Annotated in this window: 12 protein-coding genes; 3 read left to right on the forward strand and 9 right to left on the reverse strand. The window is 73.5% G+C overall.

Annotation, left to right across the window (positions count from 1 at the left end; genetic code table 11):
- Window positions 1–3: 3 nt before the first annotated feature.
- The 6 genes from ABZ883_RS37680 to ABZ883_RS37705 all read right to left on the reverse strand — a co-directional run bounded on the left by ABZ883_RS37680 (window position 4) and on the right by ABZ883_RS37705 (window position 8,585).
- Window positions 4–1,710 (reverse strand): FAD-dependent oxidoreductase, encoded by a 1,707-nt coding sequence (locus ABZ883_RS37680; protein WP_360914826.1) that lies wholly within the window; start codon window positions 1,708–1,710, stop codon window positions 4–6.
- Between the two features lie 59 nt (window positions 1,711–1,769).
- Complete coding sequence (locus tag ABZ883_RS37685) at window positions 1,770–2,570, reverse strand: carbon-nitrogen hydrolase family protein (protein ID WP_360914829.1); 801 nt, start codon at window positions 2,568–2,570, stop codon at window positions 1,770–1,772.
- Between the two features lie 157 nt (window positions 2,571–2,727).
- On the reverse strand, window positions 2,728–3,183 hold the full coding sequence (locus ABZ883_RS37690) for an Lrp/AsnC family transcriptional regulator (RefSeq protein ID WP_360914832.1): 456 nt from the start codon (window positions 3,181–3,183) through the stop codon (window positions 2,728–2,730).
- 158 nt (window positions 3,184–3,341) lie between these two features.
- Window positions 3,342–4,790, reverse strand: coding sequence for a GuaB1 family IMP dehydrogenase-related protein (locus ABZ883_RS37695; RefSeq protein ID WP_360914950.1), 1,449 nt, complete (start codon window positions 4,788–4,790; stop codon window positions 3,342–3,344).
- Window positions 4,791–4,879: 89 nt separating this feature from the next.
- Entirely contained in the window at window positions 4,880–7,027 is a 2,148-nt protein-coding gene (locus tag ABZ883_RS37700; protein ID WP_360914835.1) for a SpoIIE family protein phosphatase, read from the reverse strand.
- A gap of 40 nt (window positions 7,028–7,067) precedes the next feature.
- On the reverse strand, window positions 7,068–8,585 hold the full coding sequence (locus ABZ883_RS37705; RefSeq protein WP_360914838.1) for a GMC family oxidoreductase N-terminal domain-containing protein: 1,518 nt from the start codon (window positions 8,583–8,585) through the stop codon (window positions 7,068–7,070).
- A 97-nt stretch (window positions 8,586–8,682) separates the two neighbouring features.
- Here ABZ883_RS37705 and ABZ883_RS37710 point away from each other — a divergent pair, with 97 nt between their 5' ends.
- Window positions 8,683–9,423 (forward strand): TetR/AcrR family transcriptional regulator, encoded by a 741-nt coding sequence (locus tag ABZ883_RS37710; protein WP_360914841.1) that lies wholly within the window; start codon window positions 8,683–8,685, stop codon window positions 9,421–9,423.
- A 22-nt stretch (window positions 9,424–9,445) separates the two neighbouring features.
- Here the strand turns inward: ABZ883_RS37710 and ABZ883_RS37715 are convergent, their stop codons facing one another.
- Together ABZ883_RS37715 and rpe are read right to left on the reverse strand one after the other, a co-directional pair.
- Complete coding sequence (locus tag ABZ883_RS37715) at window positions 9,446–10,480, reverse strand: sugar-binding domain-containing protein (protein WP_360914844.1); 1,035 nt, start codon at window positions 10,478–10,480, stop codon at window positions 9,446–9,448.
- A 66-nt stretch (window positions 10,481–10,546) separates the two neighbouring features.
- The gene (rpe, locus tag ABZ883_RS37720; RefSeq protein ID WP_360914847.1) at window positions 10,547–11,212 is read right to left on the reverse strand and encodes a ribulose-phosphate 3-epimerase; all 666 of its coding nucleotides are present in this window, start codon (window positions 11,210–11,212) and stop codon (window positions 10,547–10,549) included.
- Window positions 11,213–11,712: 500 nt separating this feature from the next.
- Between rpe and ABZ883_RS37725 the strand changes: the two genes are divergently transcribed.
- Both ABZ883_RS37725 and ABZ883_RS37730 read left to right on the forward strand, forming a co-directional pair.
- On the forward strand, window positions 11,713–11,952 hold the full coding sequence (locus ABZ883_RS37725) for a hypothetical protein (protein WP_360914850.1): 240 nt from the start codon (window positions 11,713–11,715) through the stop codon (window positions 11,950–11,952).
- A 6-nt stretch (window positions 11,953–11,958) separates the two neighbouring features.
- Complete coding sequence (locus tag ABZ883_RS37730) at window positions 11,959–12,240, forward strand: hypothetical protein (protein WP_360914853.1); 282 nt, start codon at window positions 11,959–11,961, stop codon at window positions 12,238–12,240.
- Window positions 12,241–12,273: 33 nt separating this feature from the next.
- Here ABZ883_RS37730 and ABZ883_RS37735 read toward each other — a convergent pair whose 3' ends face one another.
- Window positions 12,274–13,659: a transcription antitermination factor NusB gene (locus ABZ883_RS37735; RefSeq protein ID WP_360914953.1), complete on the reverse strand. Its 1,386-nt coding sequence runs from the start codon at window positions 13,657–13,659 to the stop codon at window positions 12,274–12,276.
- Window positions 13,660–13,829 lie beyond the last annotated feature (170 nt).

A 13,829-nucleotide genomic window follows, 5' to 3' on the forward strand; every position in this document is an offset into this window, starting at 1 on the left:
GGATCAGTCCTCGTCGAGCGCGACCGGTGCGATCTCGTCGTAGCGGTCGCCGGGGCCCGGGTTGGTCTCGTCGGTGGCGCCGCCGAGCTGGTGCATGACGCCCCACACCGCGTTGAGCGCGGTCTGCACGGCGCCCTCGGCCCAGCCGGCCGTCCAGGAGATGTCGTCGCCGGCGAGGAAGATGCCGCGCTTGTCCTCGGGCAGGGTGTCCTGCATGAAGTGCGTGAACAGGCGGCGCTGGTAGCGGTAGTGGCCGGGCAGGTTGGCCTTGAACGCGCCCATGAAGTAGGGCTCGTTCTCCCAGGAGACGGTCACCGGGTTGCCGATGACGTGCCGGCGGATGTCGACCTTGGGGTAGATCTCGCGGAGCGACTTGAGCATGACCTCCATGCGCTCGGCGGCGCTCAGCGGCAGCCACTTGAGGCTGTCGTCGCACCAGGTGTACGACAGGCAGATCACGGCCGGCTGGTCGGGGCCGTTGTCCAGCAGATAGGTGCCGCGGGTCATCCGGTCGGTGAGCGTCATGCTCATCACGTCCCGGCCGGTGTCCTCGTCCTTGTCGAGCCAGAACGGCCGGTCGACGGGGACGAAGAGCTTGCTGGACTCCATGTAGTGCGTGCGCTCGATCGCCGTCCAGTGGTCGATCGGGAAGAGCGAGTCGTCGCAGTCGATCTTGCTGAGCAGCATCCAGCTCTGCGCGGTGAAGACCGCCGCCTGGTAGGTGCGGATGGCGCCGTCGGCGTCGGTGACCGTGATGCGGTTGCCCGCGGTGCGGTGCAGGCGGGTGACGGCCGGGCGCGGGGCGCCGCCGTGCAGCGACTTCAGCGACGTGCCGTACGGCCAGTGCACGATCTTTTCGGGCTCGCGCTCCCACAGCCGTACCGGGAGCTGCTGGCTGCCGCCGACGATGCCGCGGTGGTGGTCGTCGGCCTCGGTGTAGACGACCCGCAGGATCTCCAGGATGGAGTTGGGGAAGTCGGTGTCCCAGCCGCCGGTGCCGAAGCCGACCTGGCCGAAGATCTCGCGGTGCCGGAAGGACTTGAAGGCCTCGGAGTCGCAGAGGAAGCCGTAGAAGGTCTGGTTGTCGAGCTTCTCGACCAGCTTCGACCAGATCTCGCGGATGCGCGGGACGTCGCGCTCGCGCATGGCGCGGTTCATGTCGGTGAAGTCCGCGCCCTCCTCCAGGCAGGCGTTCCAGGCGTGCGCGACGTCGCGGTAGACCTGCGGCAGGTCGTCGATCGTCTCGGCGTAGTGGGACTCGCCCTTGAGGTCGACAACGGTCGACGGGGTCGCGGGCGCCAGCGGGTTGGGGAACGGCTGGGTCTCCAGGCCGACCAGGTCGATGTAGTGCTGGAGCGCCGTGGAGGACGGCGGGAAGCGCATCGCGCCCATCTCCGCGGTCAGGCTCTCGTCGCAGCCCTCGAAGCCGACCGTGCGCAGCCGGCCGCCGATCCGGTCCGCCTCGTAGACGACGGGCCTCAGGCCCATCTTCATCAGCTCGTACGCCGCCACGATGCCGGACAGGCCGCCGCCGATCACCGCGACCTCGGTGCCGTGGGCGGTCGCGGGTATGGAGCCGAGGCCGGCCGGGTCCGCCAGGAAGTCGTCGTACGCGAAGGGGAAGTCGGGGCCGAACATGGTGATGGGCGGGACCGAGGGCACCTCGGGGTGCTGCTCGTCGTGGACCGCGGTGGGCACCGTGGACGTCATGGGGTGACTCTCCTGGCAGTGGAACGGGGTGGGGCCGTGATGAGGGGGTGGGGTGGGGTTCAGCCCAGCGAGCGGTACAGCTCGGGGCGGCGGTCGGCGAGGTAGGGCGTCTCCTCGCGGGCGGCGCGCAGGACGGCGGGGTCGGCGTCGGCGACGACCAGTTCCTCCCCGGACCCGGCCCGGGCGCGGACCGCGCCGTCGGGGCCGGCGAGGCAGCTGAGCCCGGCGAAGTCGAACTTGCCCTCGGGTCCGCAGCGGTTGGTGTAGGCCACGTGCAGCTGGCTCTCGAAGGCGCGGGCCGGCACGAGGGTCTGCGCGACGAACTCGTACGGCCGCATGAGGGCGGTCGGCACGGTGAGCAGCTCGGTGCCGGCCAGGGCGTGGGCCCGCACGTTCTCCGGGAACTCGACGTCGTAGCAGATCAGGATGCCGATACGGGTGCCGTCGAGCTCGGCCTGGACGACGGCCCGGTCGCCGGGGGTGAACCACGCGCGCTCGCCGTCGCCGAAGAGATGCGTCTTGCGGTAGTTGGCCAGGCGCTCGCCGTCCGGGCCGATCAGCTGGGCGGCGTTGAAGACGTCGTCGCCGTCGCGCTCGGGATACCCGTAGACGATGCCGAGGCCGTGCTCGGCGGCGATGCCGGCGACGCGGGCGGCCGTGGGGCCGTCGGCGGCCTCGGCGAGGGACGGGATCGCCCTGCCGACGGCATAGCCGGTCGTGAACATCTCGGAGGTGACGAGCAGCCGGGCCCCCGCGGCGGCGGCCCTGCGGGCGGCCCCGTCGAGCGCGGCCATGCTGTCGTCGACGGACGAGGGGACGCCGCTCGGGCCTTGGTACAGAGCGGTGCGCAGCGGCGCCATGGAGCCTCTTTCGCCTGGTGGAGTGCGGGTTCGCGGTCTGACTCGACCGTACGATCACGCCCGCCGCGGCGACAAGACGCGTCCATTGCGCATCGACCGCCGATTCGTTGCGCGCTTCTCCGGCTTTCCGGCGATTCGTTGCGCGCGGCCGGACGGGCTAGGCCGGGGAGCCCGAGGTGTAGCGCCGCAGCAGTGGCGAGAGCACCAGGACCGACTTGGTGCGCTCCACGAAGGGCTCGCCCGCGATCCGCTCCAGGACGCGCTCGAAGTGGCGCACGTCGGAGGCGTAGATCTGCACGACGGCGTCCGCCTCACCGGTGACGGTGGAGGCGGAGGCCACCTCCGGGTAGCGCGACAGGCCGCGCCGGATGTCCTCGGGCGAGGTGTTGTGGCGGCAGTAGAGCTCGACGAAGGCCTCGGTCTCCCAGCCCAGCGCCGAGGGCTCGACCCGGACGGTGAACCCGGTGATGGCGCCCTCGGCCCGCAGGCGGTCCACCCGGCGCTTGACGGCCGGTGCGGAGAGGCCGACCACGGCACCGATGTCGGCGTACGAGCGGCGGGCGTCCTCGGCGAGGGCGTGGACGATGCGTTCGTCGAGTTCGTTCAGGCGCACGGGGGGTGGGTCACTTCTCTACGCGGGCGATCCGGCCACGGCGCGTGCCGTACCGGGACTAGCCTACGAGCCCGGCCGCCGTCCCCCCGCCGCGGAGCGCCCGGGCCGGGGAGCGGCGTCCCCCGGACCGCTCCCCCGCGCTCCGCCGGCGCAGGCGGTCACTGCCAGCTGGCGTGCAGCGGCTTGCCCTCGGCGTAGCCGGCCGCGCTCTGGATGCCGACGACGGCCTTCTCGGCGAACTCGGCGAGGCTGGCGGCGCCCGCGTAGGTGCAGGAGCTGCGGACGCCCGCGATGATCGAGTCGATCAGGTCCTCGACACCGGGACGGGCGGGGTCCAGGAACATCCGCGAGGTGGAGATGCCCTCCTCGAACAGCGCCTTGCGGGCCCGGTCGTACGCGGAGTCCTCGCTGGTGCGGTTGGCCACGGCGCGCGCGGAGGCCATGCCGAAGCTCTCCTTGTAGACGCGCCCGTCGGCGGTCTGCTGGAGGTCGCCGGGCGACTCGTACGTGCCCGCGAACCAGGAACCGACCATGACGTTGGACGCGCCGGCGGCCAGCGCCATCGCCACGTCGCGGGGGTGCCGCACCCCGCCGTCGGCCCAGACGTGCTTGCCGTGCTTCGCGGCCTCGGCGGCGCACTCCAGCACCGCGGAGAACTGCGGGCGCCCGACGCCGGTCATCATGCGCGTGGTGCACATGGCGCCCGGGCCCACACCGACCTTGACGATGTCGGCGCCGGCCTCGATCAGGTCGCGCACGCCCTCGGCGGAGACCACGTTGCCGGCCACGACGGGCACCCGCGGGTCGAGGGCCCGGACGGCCCGTACGGCCTGGAGCATCGACTCCTGGTGGCCGTGCGCGGTGTCCACGACGAGGGTGTCGACGCCCGCGTCGAGCAGCAGCTTGGCCTTGCCCGCCACGTCGCCGTTGATGCCGACGGCCGCGGCGATGCGCAGTCTGCCCTGCGCGTCGGTGGCGGGGGTGTACAGGGTGGCGCGCAGGGCGCCCTTGCGGGTGATGATCCCGGCGAGCCGGCCGTCCGCGCCGACGGCGGGGGCCAGCTTGCGGTTGGCCTCCTCCAGCCGGTTGAAGGCCTCGCGCGGGTCGATGTCCGCGGGGAGCAGCAGGAGGTCCTTGGACATGACCACGGACACCTGGGTGAAGCGGTCGACGCCCGTCAGGTCGTGCTCGGTGACGACGCCGACCGGGCGGCCGTCCTCCACGACGACGGCGGCACCGTGCGCGCGCTTGGGCAGCAGGGCCAGCGCGTCGGCGACGGTGGCGTGCCGTCCGAGGGAGATGGCCGTGTCCAGCACGAGGTGGCGCTGCTTGACCCAGCCGATCACGTCGGTGACCACGTCGATCGGGATGTCCTGCGGAATGACGACGAGGCCCCCGCGGCGGGCGACGGTCTCGGCCATCCGCCGGCCGGCGATGGCGGTCATGTTGGCGACCACCAAGGGGATGGTGGTGCCGGTGCCGTCCGGGGCGGAGAGATCGACGCTTTGGCGGGATCCCACCGCGGAACGGCTGGGGACCATGAACACGTCGTCGTACGTCAGGTCGTACGGAGGCTTTGCATCATTGAGGAAACGCACGTACTTGATTTTTGCACGACGGGGGCGGCCTCGGCCACGGACGAAAGTCCGGTGCTCAGGAGGTCCCTTTGGAGTTTCCTCCAAGAACGCCCCCGGGCTCAGGGTGTCCCGTCGTACCATTCCGCACTCGCCGGGGGCGGGAGTTCCTGCTCTGCCCACACGAGCTTGCCCTCCGGCGTCAGCCGGGTCCCCCAGCGCCGCCCCAGCCGGGCCACGAGGTAGAGCCCGCGGCCGCCCTCGTCGGTGACGCCGGCACGGCGTGTGCGCGGGACGTTGTTGTCGCGGTCGGCGACCTCCACGACCAGGACCTGGTGGCGGATCAGGCGCAGCCGGACCGGCCCGGGCGTGTGGACCACCGCGTTGGTGACCAGCTCACTGACGATCATCTGCGTGGTCTCCGCCACGCTCTCCAGGCCCCAGGCGTCCAGTTGCCGCGCCGCCAGCGAGCGGGCCGCGCCGACCGCGGCCGGGTCCGCGGGCAGTTCCCAGCAGGCCAGGTCCTCCGGGCTGAGCGCGCGCGTACGGGCCAGCAGGAGCGTGACGTCGTCGCGGGGTGCCGCGCCCGCCCGGAGCGTGCCCATCACCTCGGCGCACAGGTCGTCCAGCGGGAGGCCGGGGCGGGCGAGTGCCGCGGCCATCCGGTCCATGCCCACGTCGATGTCCTGGCGGCGGTCCTCGACGAGCCCGTCGGTGTACAGCGCGATCACGCTGCCCTCGGGGAGCTCCAGCTCGGCGGACTCGTACGGGAGCACCCCGAGCCCCAGCGGTGTGCCGTCGGGGAGGTCGGGGAACTCCACACGCCCGTCGGGCAGGAGGACGGCGGGCGGCGGATGGCCGGCCCGCGCCATGACGCAGCGCCGGGTGGCGGGGTCGTAGACCGCGTAGAGGCAGGTGGCGAGGGCGCAGGTGTCGTCCGCGTCGTCGCCGGTCTCCTCGTCGGCGAGCCGCCCCACGACCTCGTCGAGGTGGGCGAGCAGTTCGCCGGGGGCCAGGTCCATGTCGGCGAGCGTGTGCACCGCGGTCCTGAGCCGGCCCATGGTGGCGGCGGCGTTGATGCCGTGGCCGGCCACGTCGCCGACCACCAGGGCGACCCGCGCGCCGGGCAGGGGGATCACGTCGTACCAGTCGCCGCCGACGCCGTCCTCGATGTCGGCGGGAAGGTAGCGCGAGACCGCGTCCACGGCCGCGCCGCCGGAGACCGCGCGGGGCAGCAGGCTGCGCTGCAGCGCCAGCGCGGTGGCGCGCTCGCGTGCGTACCGCCTGGCGTTGTCGAGGCTGAGCGCCGCGCGGGCGACGAGTTGCTCGGCGAGCAGCATGTCGTCCTCCTCGAAGGGGGCGGGATTGACGGTGCGCACGAAGGCGGCGACGCCCAGGACGATGCCGCGGGCCTGCACCGGCACCACCATCACCGAGTGCATGCCGTGCTCGCGCATGGCCCGGGCCAGTACGGGGTGCCCCGCGGGCCGACCGCCCGGGCGGTCGCCGAGGACCGGTTCGAAGACGGGGCGCCGCGAGGCCAGCACCTCGGTGAACGGCGAGGTCTCCGGGACGGTCACCACCTCGCCGGGGCCCCAACGTGCCTCCGGGGCGCCCGGGCGGACCGAGGCGAGTCCGGCCCGGCGGAAGACGGGTCCCCCGTCGCCGCCGCGGAACGCCCGGTGCGGGGGCTCCTCGCCGAGGTGGACCGCCTCCACCAGGTCGACGGCCGCGTAGTCGGCGAGGAAGGGCACCGTGAAGTCGGCCAGTTCCTGGCCGGTGCGCATGGCGTCGAGTGTGGTGCCGACGCGGGTGCTGGCCTCGCTGAGCAAGGCGAGGCGTTCACCGGACGAGCGCCGGCCGCCGGCCTGAAGGACCAGGGAGCACACGCCGCGCACCGATCCGTCCGGGTCGTCGAGCCGGAAGAAGGACACCGAGTACGCGGGCGCGTTGCCGACGCGCCCGGCGGCGGCGTGCCGGTACTCGCGGCTGAGTGCCGGGGTACCGGTGCGCAGCACCTTCGCCATCACGGCCTCCAGGGCGCAACTGTCGCCCCGCAGGGCCTCGGACGGCCTGCGCCCCAGCCGGTGGTCACCGGGGATGCCGTCCTGGCGTTCGAGGGTCGCGTTGGCCCAGGTGCACCGCAGGTCGGTGCCCCACAGGGCCAGGCCCACGGGTGAGCGGGTGAGGAGTGCTTCCAGAGCCGGCCCGCTGCCGGCCGCCGCGGATTGCACGATGCTCTCCGGACTGGTGAGTAGGGATGTGGTCACGGCTGCCTCCTTCTGGGACGCGCCCGGGGTTCACCGGCCCTCAGGCCGTGAGCAGTTCGGCCGCGCGTTCGGCGATGGCGCAGACGGTCGCGTTGGTGTTGGCCGACGGGATGGACGGGATGACGGAGGCGTCGGCCACCCGCAGCCCGTCGATGCCGCGCAGCCGCAGGTCGTCGCCGACGACCGCCCCGGGCCCGTGACCCATCCGGCAGGTGCCGACGGGGTGCGCGTACGAGGCGACGGTCCGCCGGGCGTACTCCCGCAGCCCCCGGTCGTCCTCGACGGCCGGGCCGGGCAGCACTTCCGTCCCGTGCCACGCGGACATGGCGGGGGACCGGCCGATCTCGCGGGCGAGCCGCAGGCCCCGGATCAGGACGGCCAGGTCGTGGTCGTCGGCGAAGTAGCCGGGGTCCAGCAGCGGGGCGTCCGCGGGATCGGCGCTCGCCAGGCGTACGGTGCCGCGGCTGCGCGGGCGCATCGGCGAGACGCCGATCGTCCAGCCCTGGCCGGGCGACATTCCGTCGAGCAGGTTGCCCGGCGCGTCGACGAAGACCAACTGGAGGTCGGGGCCGTCCAGTCCGGGCCCGGAGCGCACCAGGCCCTGGGCCTCGCCGTGGTTGTTCACGCCGGCCGGTACGGGCCGGCCGGCGCTGTAGACGATGTTGGCGATCGGGTGGTCGTGCAGGTTGGCGCCGACGCCGGGGAGGTCCGCGAGGACGTCGATGCCGCGGTCGCCCAGGTGTGCCCGGGGCCCGATCCCGGAGAGCATCAGCAACTGCGGCGAGCCGATGGCGCCGGCGGTCAGGACCACCTCCGCGCGGGCCCGGGCCGTGCGCGTCCCGGCCTCCGTGCGGTACTCGACCCCGGTGCAGCGGCCGTGCTCCAGCAGCAGGCGGCGGGCCCGCGCGCCGGTCACGACGGTGAGGTTGGGCCGCCCGGCGGCGGGGGCGAGGTAGGCGTCGGCAGCGCTCTGCCGCCTGCCGTCGACGATGTTGAGGTCGGACCAGCCGAACCCTTCCTCCAGGCCGCCGCAGGGGTCGGCCGCGCGGGGGTGCCCGGCCTGCTCCGCCGCCCTCAGCAGGGAGCCGACGACGGGGTGCGGCGGATTGGCGGGCCCCACGGTGAGGGGTCCGCCGATGCCGCGCAGCGCGGGGTCCCGCCCGGCGGTGTTCTCACTGCGCATGAAGTACGGCAGCAGGTCGTCGAAGCCCCAGCCCCGGGCACCGAGGGCCGCCCAGTCGTCGTAGCTGGACCGGTGTCCGCGGGCGAAGACCATGGCGTTGATCGCGGAGCCGCCGCCCAGGAAGCGCGCACGGGGCAGGAAGACCGAAGTGCCGGTGGCCGTCTGGGGGACGGTGGTCTCGCCCCAGTTCGCCGGGCTCTCCATCAGGGACGGCCAGGCCGGCGGCGAGGTCATGGCCGCCGTGGGGCGGCCCGCTCCCGCTTCCAGCAGCAGTACGCGGACGCGGTCGTCCTCGGACAGGCGGGCGGCGATCACGCTGCCCGCGGTGCCGCCGCCGACCACGACGAAGTCGTGGGGCTCGGTTGTCGCTCGCATGACGAATACCGCCTTTCCTGCCGTTTCCACTGCTATCGGATAAAAGGTAACACTGATACGTTATCGACGATAAGACGGATTCGTTACCATTGGCACCATGAGCGAAACGGCAGCACAGGCATCGACGCCCGGCACACGGGAACGGCTGCTGCGAGCCGCCGCGGAACTGCTGACCCAGGGAGGCCGGGAGGCGGTGTCCACCCGCGCCGTGAGCGCGGCGGCAGGGGTCCAGGCGCCCACCCTCTACCGGGTGTTCGGCGACAAGGAGGGCCTGCTCGACGCGGTCGCCGAGTACGGCTTCCAGGGCTACCTGCTGGACAAGCAGGCGCTCGCGTGGACCGACGACCCCGTCGCCGACCTGCGGCGCTCCTGGGATCTGCACGTGGAGTTCGGGCTGTCGATGCCCGCGTACTACCGGCTGATCTACGGCGACGCGCGCGCCGCGGAGGGTTCCGCCGCCCGGGCGGTGGACATGCTGCGCGAACTGATCGCCCGGGTCGCGTCCGCGGGGCGGCTGCGCATGAGCGTGGAACGGGCCACCCGCTTCATGCACGCCAACGGGGTCGGCGTCGTCCTCACCCTGCTGGCCGCACCACCGCAGGAGCGGGACCAGGGGCTGTCCGAACTGGCCCGCGAGAGCGTGATGCGGACGATCACGACCGACAGCGGCGGGGGGAACCCGATCGCGGGGCCCGCGACCGTGGCGGGCCGGGCCGGCGCACTGCGCGAGGCCCTGCGCGATCCGGGCACCCCGGCGCTGACGTCAGCCGAACGCACCCTGCTGACCGAATGGCTCGACCGCCTGTCCGACGCACCCGAGGGCCGTCCGGAGGCGTGAACAGGGGGGCTACGCCGTCGGGCTACGGCCCCGCGGGATCGGCGCGGTCCAGCGCCGGGCGGGGCATGGGCTCGGTGGACTCCAGCAGATAGTCCGCCGCCGACGTGTCGGTGACGATGCTGGTGACCAGGCCGGAGCGCAGGACCGCGTCCACGGCGACCGCCTTGCGCCGACCGCCCGCGATCGCCAGCACCTCGGGGATGCGGCGCAGCCGGTCCGCCTCGATGGTGATGCAGCGCTCGCCCAGGTCGCGCCCGACGAGGCGGCCCTCCGTGTCGAAGAGGTGCGAGGACATCTCGGCGGCGACGCCGAGCGACGCGTAGTGCTCGCGCTCGGCGTCGGTGAGCGCGTCGTGCACCGTGGAGATGCCCGCCGCCCACGAACCGATGGAGACGACGGCGACGGTGACCTTGTCGAAGTAGCTCATGGCGGCCGCGATGCCGCTCTGTGCCCGCAGTGCGGCGGCGGTGGCCGGGTCGGCGAGCACCATGGGGGCGTACATGGGGTGGGCCTCGCCCCCGGAGACGGCCGCGGCCGTGCGCACCGCCTCGACCGAACCGCGGTCGGCGGTGCCCGCGTCGTACACGCCGGTCAGCTGGACGACCGTGCAGGGCGGGAGCCGGTCGAGGGCGTTGGCCATGGTGATGATGGAACGGCCCCAGGCGAGGCCGAGCACGTCGCCCTCGCTGACCAGTTCACCGAGCAGCTGCGCGGCGACCGCGCCCAGGTTCTCCGGGTCGGGGCCGTCCGACTCGTCGGCGGGGGATTCGACGACGACGGCGTGCCGCAGGCCGTAGCGGGCGCGCAGGGCGTCGGAGCGTTCGGCGTCGAGCTCGGCGGGGACCCGGATCTCGATGCGCACCAGATCGCGTTCGAGGGCGGTCTCCAGGACCCGTGCCACCTTGAAGCGGCTCACGCCGAACTCCTCGGCGATCTGGATCTTGGACTTCCCCTCCAAGTAGAAACGGCGTGCCATCGCTGCCGCCTGGACCATCTCGCCGGGGCCCATGCGCACCCCTGTGCGGCCTGTGGTCACGTTCTCTCCCCAGTTGCCCATCTGATCGGCTCCGCGCTCATCCTCGCACGTACTAACGGGTACCGGAGCACGCCGCCCAAGGAGTGGTCAGTGCGCGCAGGCGGCCGCGGCCTGCTTGCGCAGCGCGCGTACGGCCTCGGCGGGATCCTCCGCTCCGTAGACCGCGGAACCGGCGACGAAGACATCGGCGCCGGCCTCCGCGCAGCGCTCGATCGTGGACGCGGACACGCCGCCGTCCACCTGGAGCCACAGCTCCAGGCCGTGCCTCTCGATCAGCTGCCGGGCCCGGCGGATCTTGGGGAGCATGATGTCGAGGAAGGCCTGGCCGCCGAAGCCCGGCTCCACCGTCATGATCAGCAGCATGTCGAGCTCGGGCAGCAGGTCCTCGTAGGGCTCGACCGGGGTGGCGGGCTTGAGCGCCATCGACGCCCGGGCCCCCATGGCGCGGATCTCGCGGGCCAGGCGCACGGGAGCGGCGGCGGCCTCGACATGGAAGGTGACGGAGCCGGCGCCCGCCTCGACGTACGCCGGGGCCCAGCGGTCCGGGTCCTCGATCATCAGGTGGCAGTCGAGCGGGGTCTCGGTCGCCTTGCGCAGCGACTCGACGACCGGCACACCGAGCGTGAGGTTGGGGACGAAGTGATTGTCCATCACGTCGACGTGGAGCCAGTCGGCTCCCTCCACCGCACGGGCTTCTTCGGCGAGCCGGGCGAAGTCGGCGGAGAGGATGCTGGGGTTGATCTGCACGGCCATGCTCCCAGTATGGCGGTGCGGGCGCCCCGGCCGCGCACCCGGGCGCCGCGCCTGTGGAAAACCCGGCGCCCCGCCGGACCTGCACGCGGGCGCCGTCACGCGGGTGCCGCTCCGTCAGATCACACCGCCCCGGAACGCGGTGGCCCCGGAACGTCCGTGACCGCCCGCGCGGCGGCGCGGGCGGTCACGGACGGGACAGGACGTCCCCGGGCTTCACGCGTTGGGACGCTTGCCGTGGTTGGCGCCCTTCTTCTTGCGGGCGCGCCTCTTGTTTCCTCGCTTGGACATGGTGCCCAACTCTCTCATCAAGGACATTTCGACCAGCCCCAGTCTAGAAGCGGCACACCCGGCAGGCACGTTCTTCAGGTGCGTGCCGACCATGCGTATCGCCCCCACCCGGTGGGTGGCAGAATCCGCCGGACGCGCACGACGGCATGCGCGGGCGACACGGGTGCGCTCCGCCGGCCGCGCCGCGGAGACAGGGCGGGACCGGAGGATGCATGTCCTTGAGGGACGAGCTGGTGCGGCTCCTCGAGCCGCCGGCCGACACATGGGCGGCACTGCTGAGCCCGGACGAGATCGTGCGGGGCTACGGGACCCGGTTGCCCGCCGACTACCTGTGGCTGATGGAGACGTACGGGCCGGGCGAGATCTCGCGCTACCTCCAGATCATGCCGCCGGTCCCCGCCGACGAGATCGGCAAGGTCTCCGGGGTCTGTCCCAGCGAGGCCTACCAGTAAGAAGGCGTGGAGGGCATCTATCCGGAATACCTGGTGCGCGGCGGCCTTTTCGTGTGGGGCGGCACCCCTGACGGCGACGGCACGTTCTGGGCCACCTCCGGCGAACCGGACGAGTGGCCGGTCGTCGTCTGCCGCAGGCACCACGGTCCCGACGAACCGGCGTGGACCCGCTACGAGTGCGGCATCGTGGAGTTGCTGGTGCGTACGTTCCAGGGGCGGCTTCAGCGCAACCCCTTCAGCGGCACCGACCTGTGGCGGAACGAGTCCGCGCGCTTCGTTCGCGACTGAGCCCCGGCCGCGTCGACCTCCCGTTCGCCGCGCTCAGCCGGTGCGCCGCAGGAGCGCGAGGTACATCGCGTCCGTGCCGTGCAGGTGCGGCCACAGCTGGACGTCGGGGCCTTCCCCGAGGTCCGCCACACCGGCCATCAGCGGCCGCGCGTCGACCCACTCCACGGCGACGGCCCCTGGGGCGCCGAGAACGTCCTCGACGACGGCCCGGGTCTCCGCCGGATGGGGCGAGCAGGTGGCGTAGCCGACCACACCGCCGACCCGCACCGCGCGCAGCGCGGATTCCAGCAGCCCGCGCTGCAGCGGCGCGAAGCCCGCCAGGTCCTCGGCGCGGCGCCGCCAGCGGGCCTCCGGCCTGCGCCGCAGGGCCCCCAGACCCGTGCAGGGCACATCGACCAGGACGCGGTCGAAAGCGCCCGGCCGCCACGCCGGACGGGTGCCGTCGGCGACGATCACCCCGTACGGCCCCGGGTTCCCCGCCAGCGTGCGGGCCACGAGACGGGCGCGGTGCGGCTGCTTCTCCGAGGCGACCAGGGCCGCCCCGCGCTGCGCCGCGAGCGCGGCCAGCAGTGCCGCCTTGCCGCCGGGACCCGCGCAGCCGTCCAGCCACAGCCGGTCCGGGCCGTCCCCGAGCGGCGCCGCGGCCAGGGCGGCGGCCACGAGCTGGCTGCCCTCGTCCTGCACGCCGGCCCGGCCCTCGCGCACCGCCTCGACGGCCGCCGGGTCGCCGCCCTCGGCGAGGCGGACGGCGTACGGCGACCAGCGGCCGGGCGCGGTGGCGTCCGGGGGCAGCGCGTCGGCCAGCTCCTGCGGCGTGACGCGGCCCGGCCGGGCGACGAGCGTGACCTCCGGGCGCTCGTTGTCGGCGGCGAGCAGTTCCTCCATGCCGGCGCGGCCGCCGCCGAGGGCGTCCCACAGGGCGGAGACGATCCACCGCGGGTGGGAGTGGACGACGGCGAGGTGGTCCTCCGGGTCCTCGTCGTAGGACGGGGCGACCTCGTCCAGCCACGCGTCCAGGTCCTGCGCGGCGATGCGGCGCAGGACGGCGTTGACGAACTTCGACCGCCCGTCGCCCAGCACGACCCGGGCCAGCTCCACGGTCGCGGAGACGGCGGCGTGCGTCGGGATGCGCGTGCCCAGCAGCTGGTGGGCGCCGAGCGAGAGCACGTCCAGCACCGGCGGGTCCACCTCGCGCAGCGGGCGGTCCACGCAGGCCGCGATCACCGCGTCGTAGGTGCCCCGGCGGCGCAGCGTTCCGTAGACCAGCTCGGTGGCCAGCGCGGCGTCCCGCCGGTCGAACTCCCTGCCCTTGCGCGCCGCCTCGGCCTCGGCCTCGCGCAGCAGCGAGGGGAGGACGAGATTGGCGTACGCGTCGCGCTCCTCGACGGCCCGCAGTGCCTCGAAGGCCAGGATGCGCACGGGGTCGCGCTGCGGCTTGCGGTAGGGCCGGCCGCCCTGCGGCGGCCCGCCCTGCGAGCGGCCCTGGCGGGCGGCGGGCTGGGATCGGCGGCGTGACGGTTCGCTCACGTGAAAGGTGCTCCGGGAGGGTCGGTGGTACGGCGGGGCATCGTGCCCCGGTTCCGAGCGTA

The organism is Streptomyces sp. NPDC046977, assembly GCF_040644455.1.
Lineage (GTDB): Bacteria > Actinomycetota > Actinomycetes > Streptomycetales > Streptomycetaceae > Actinacidiphila.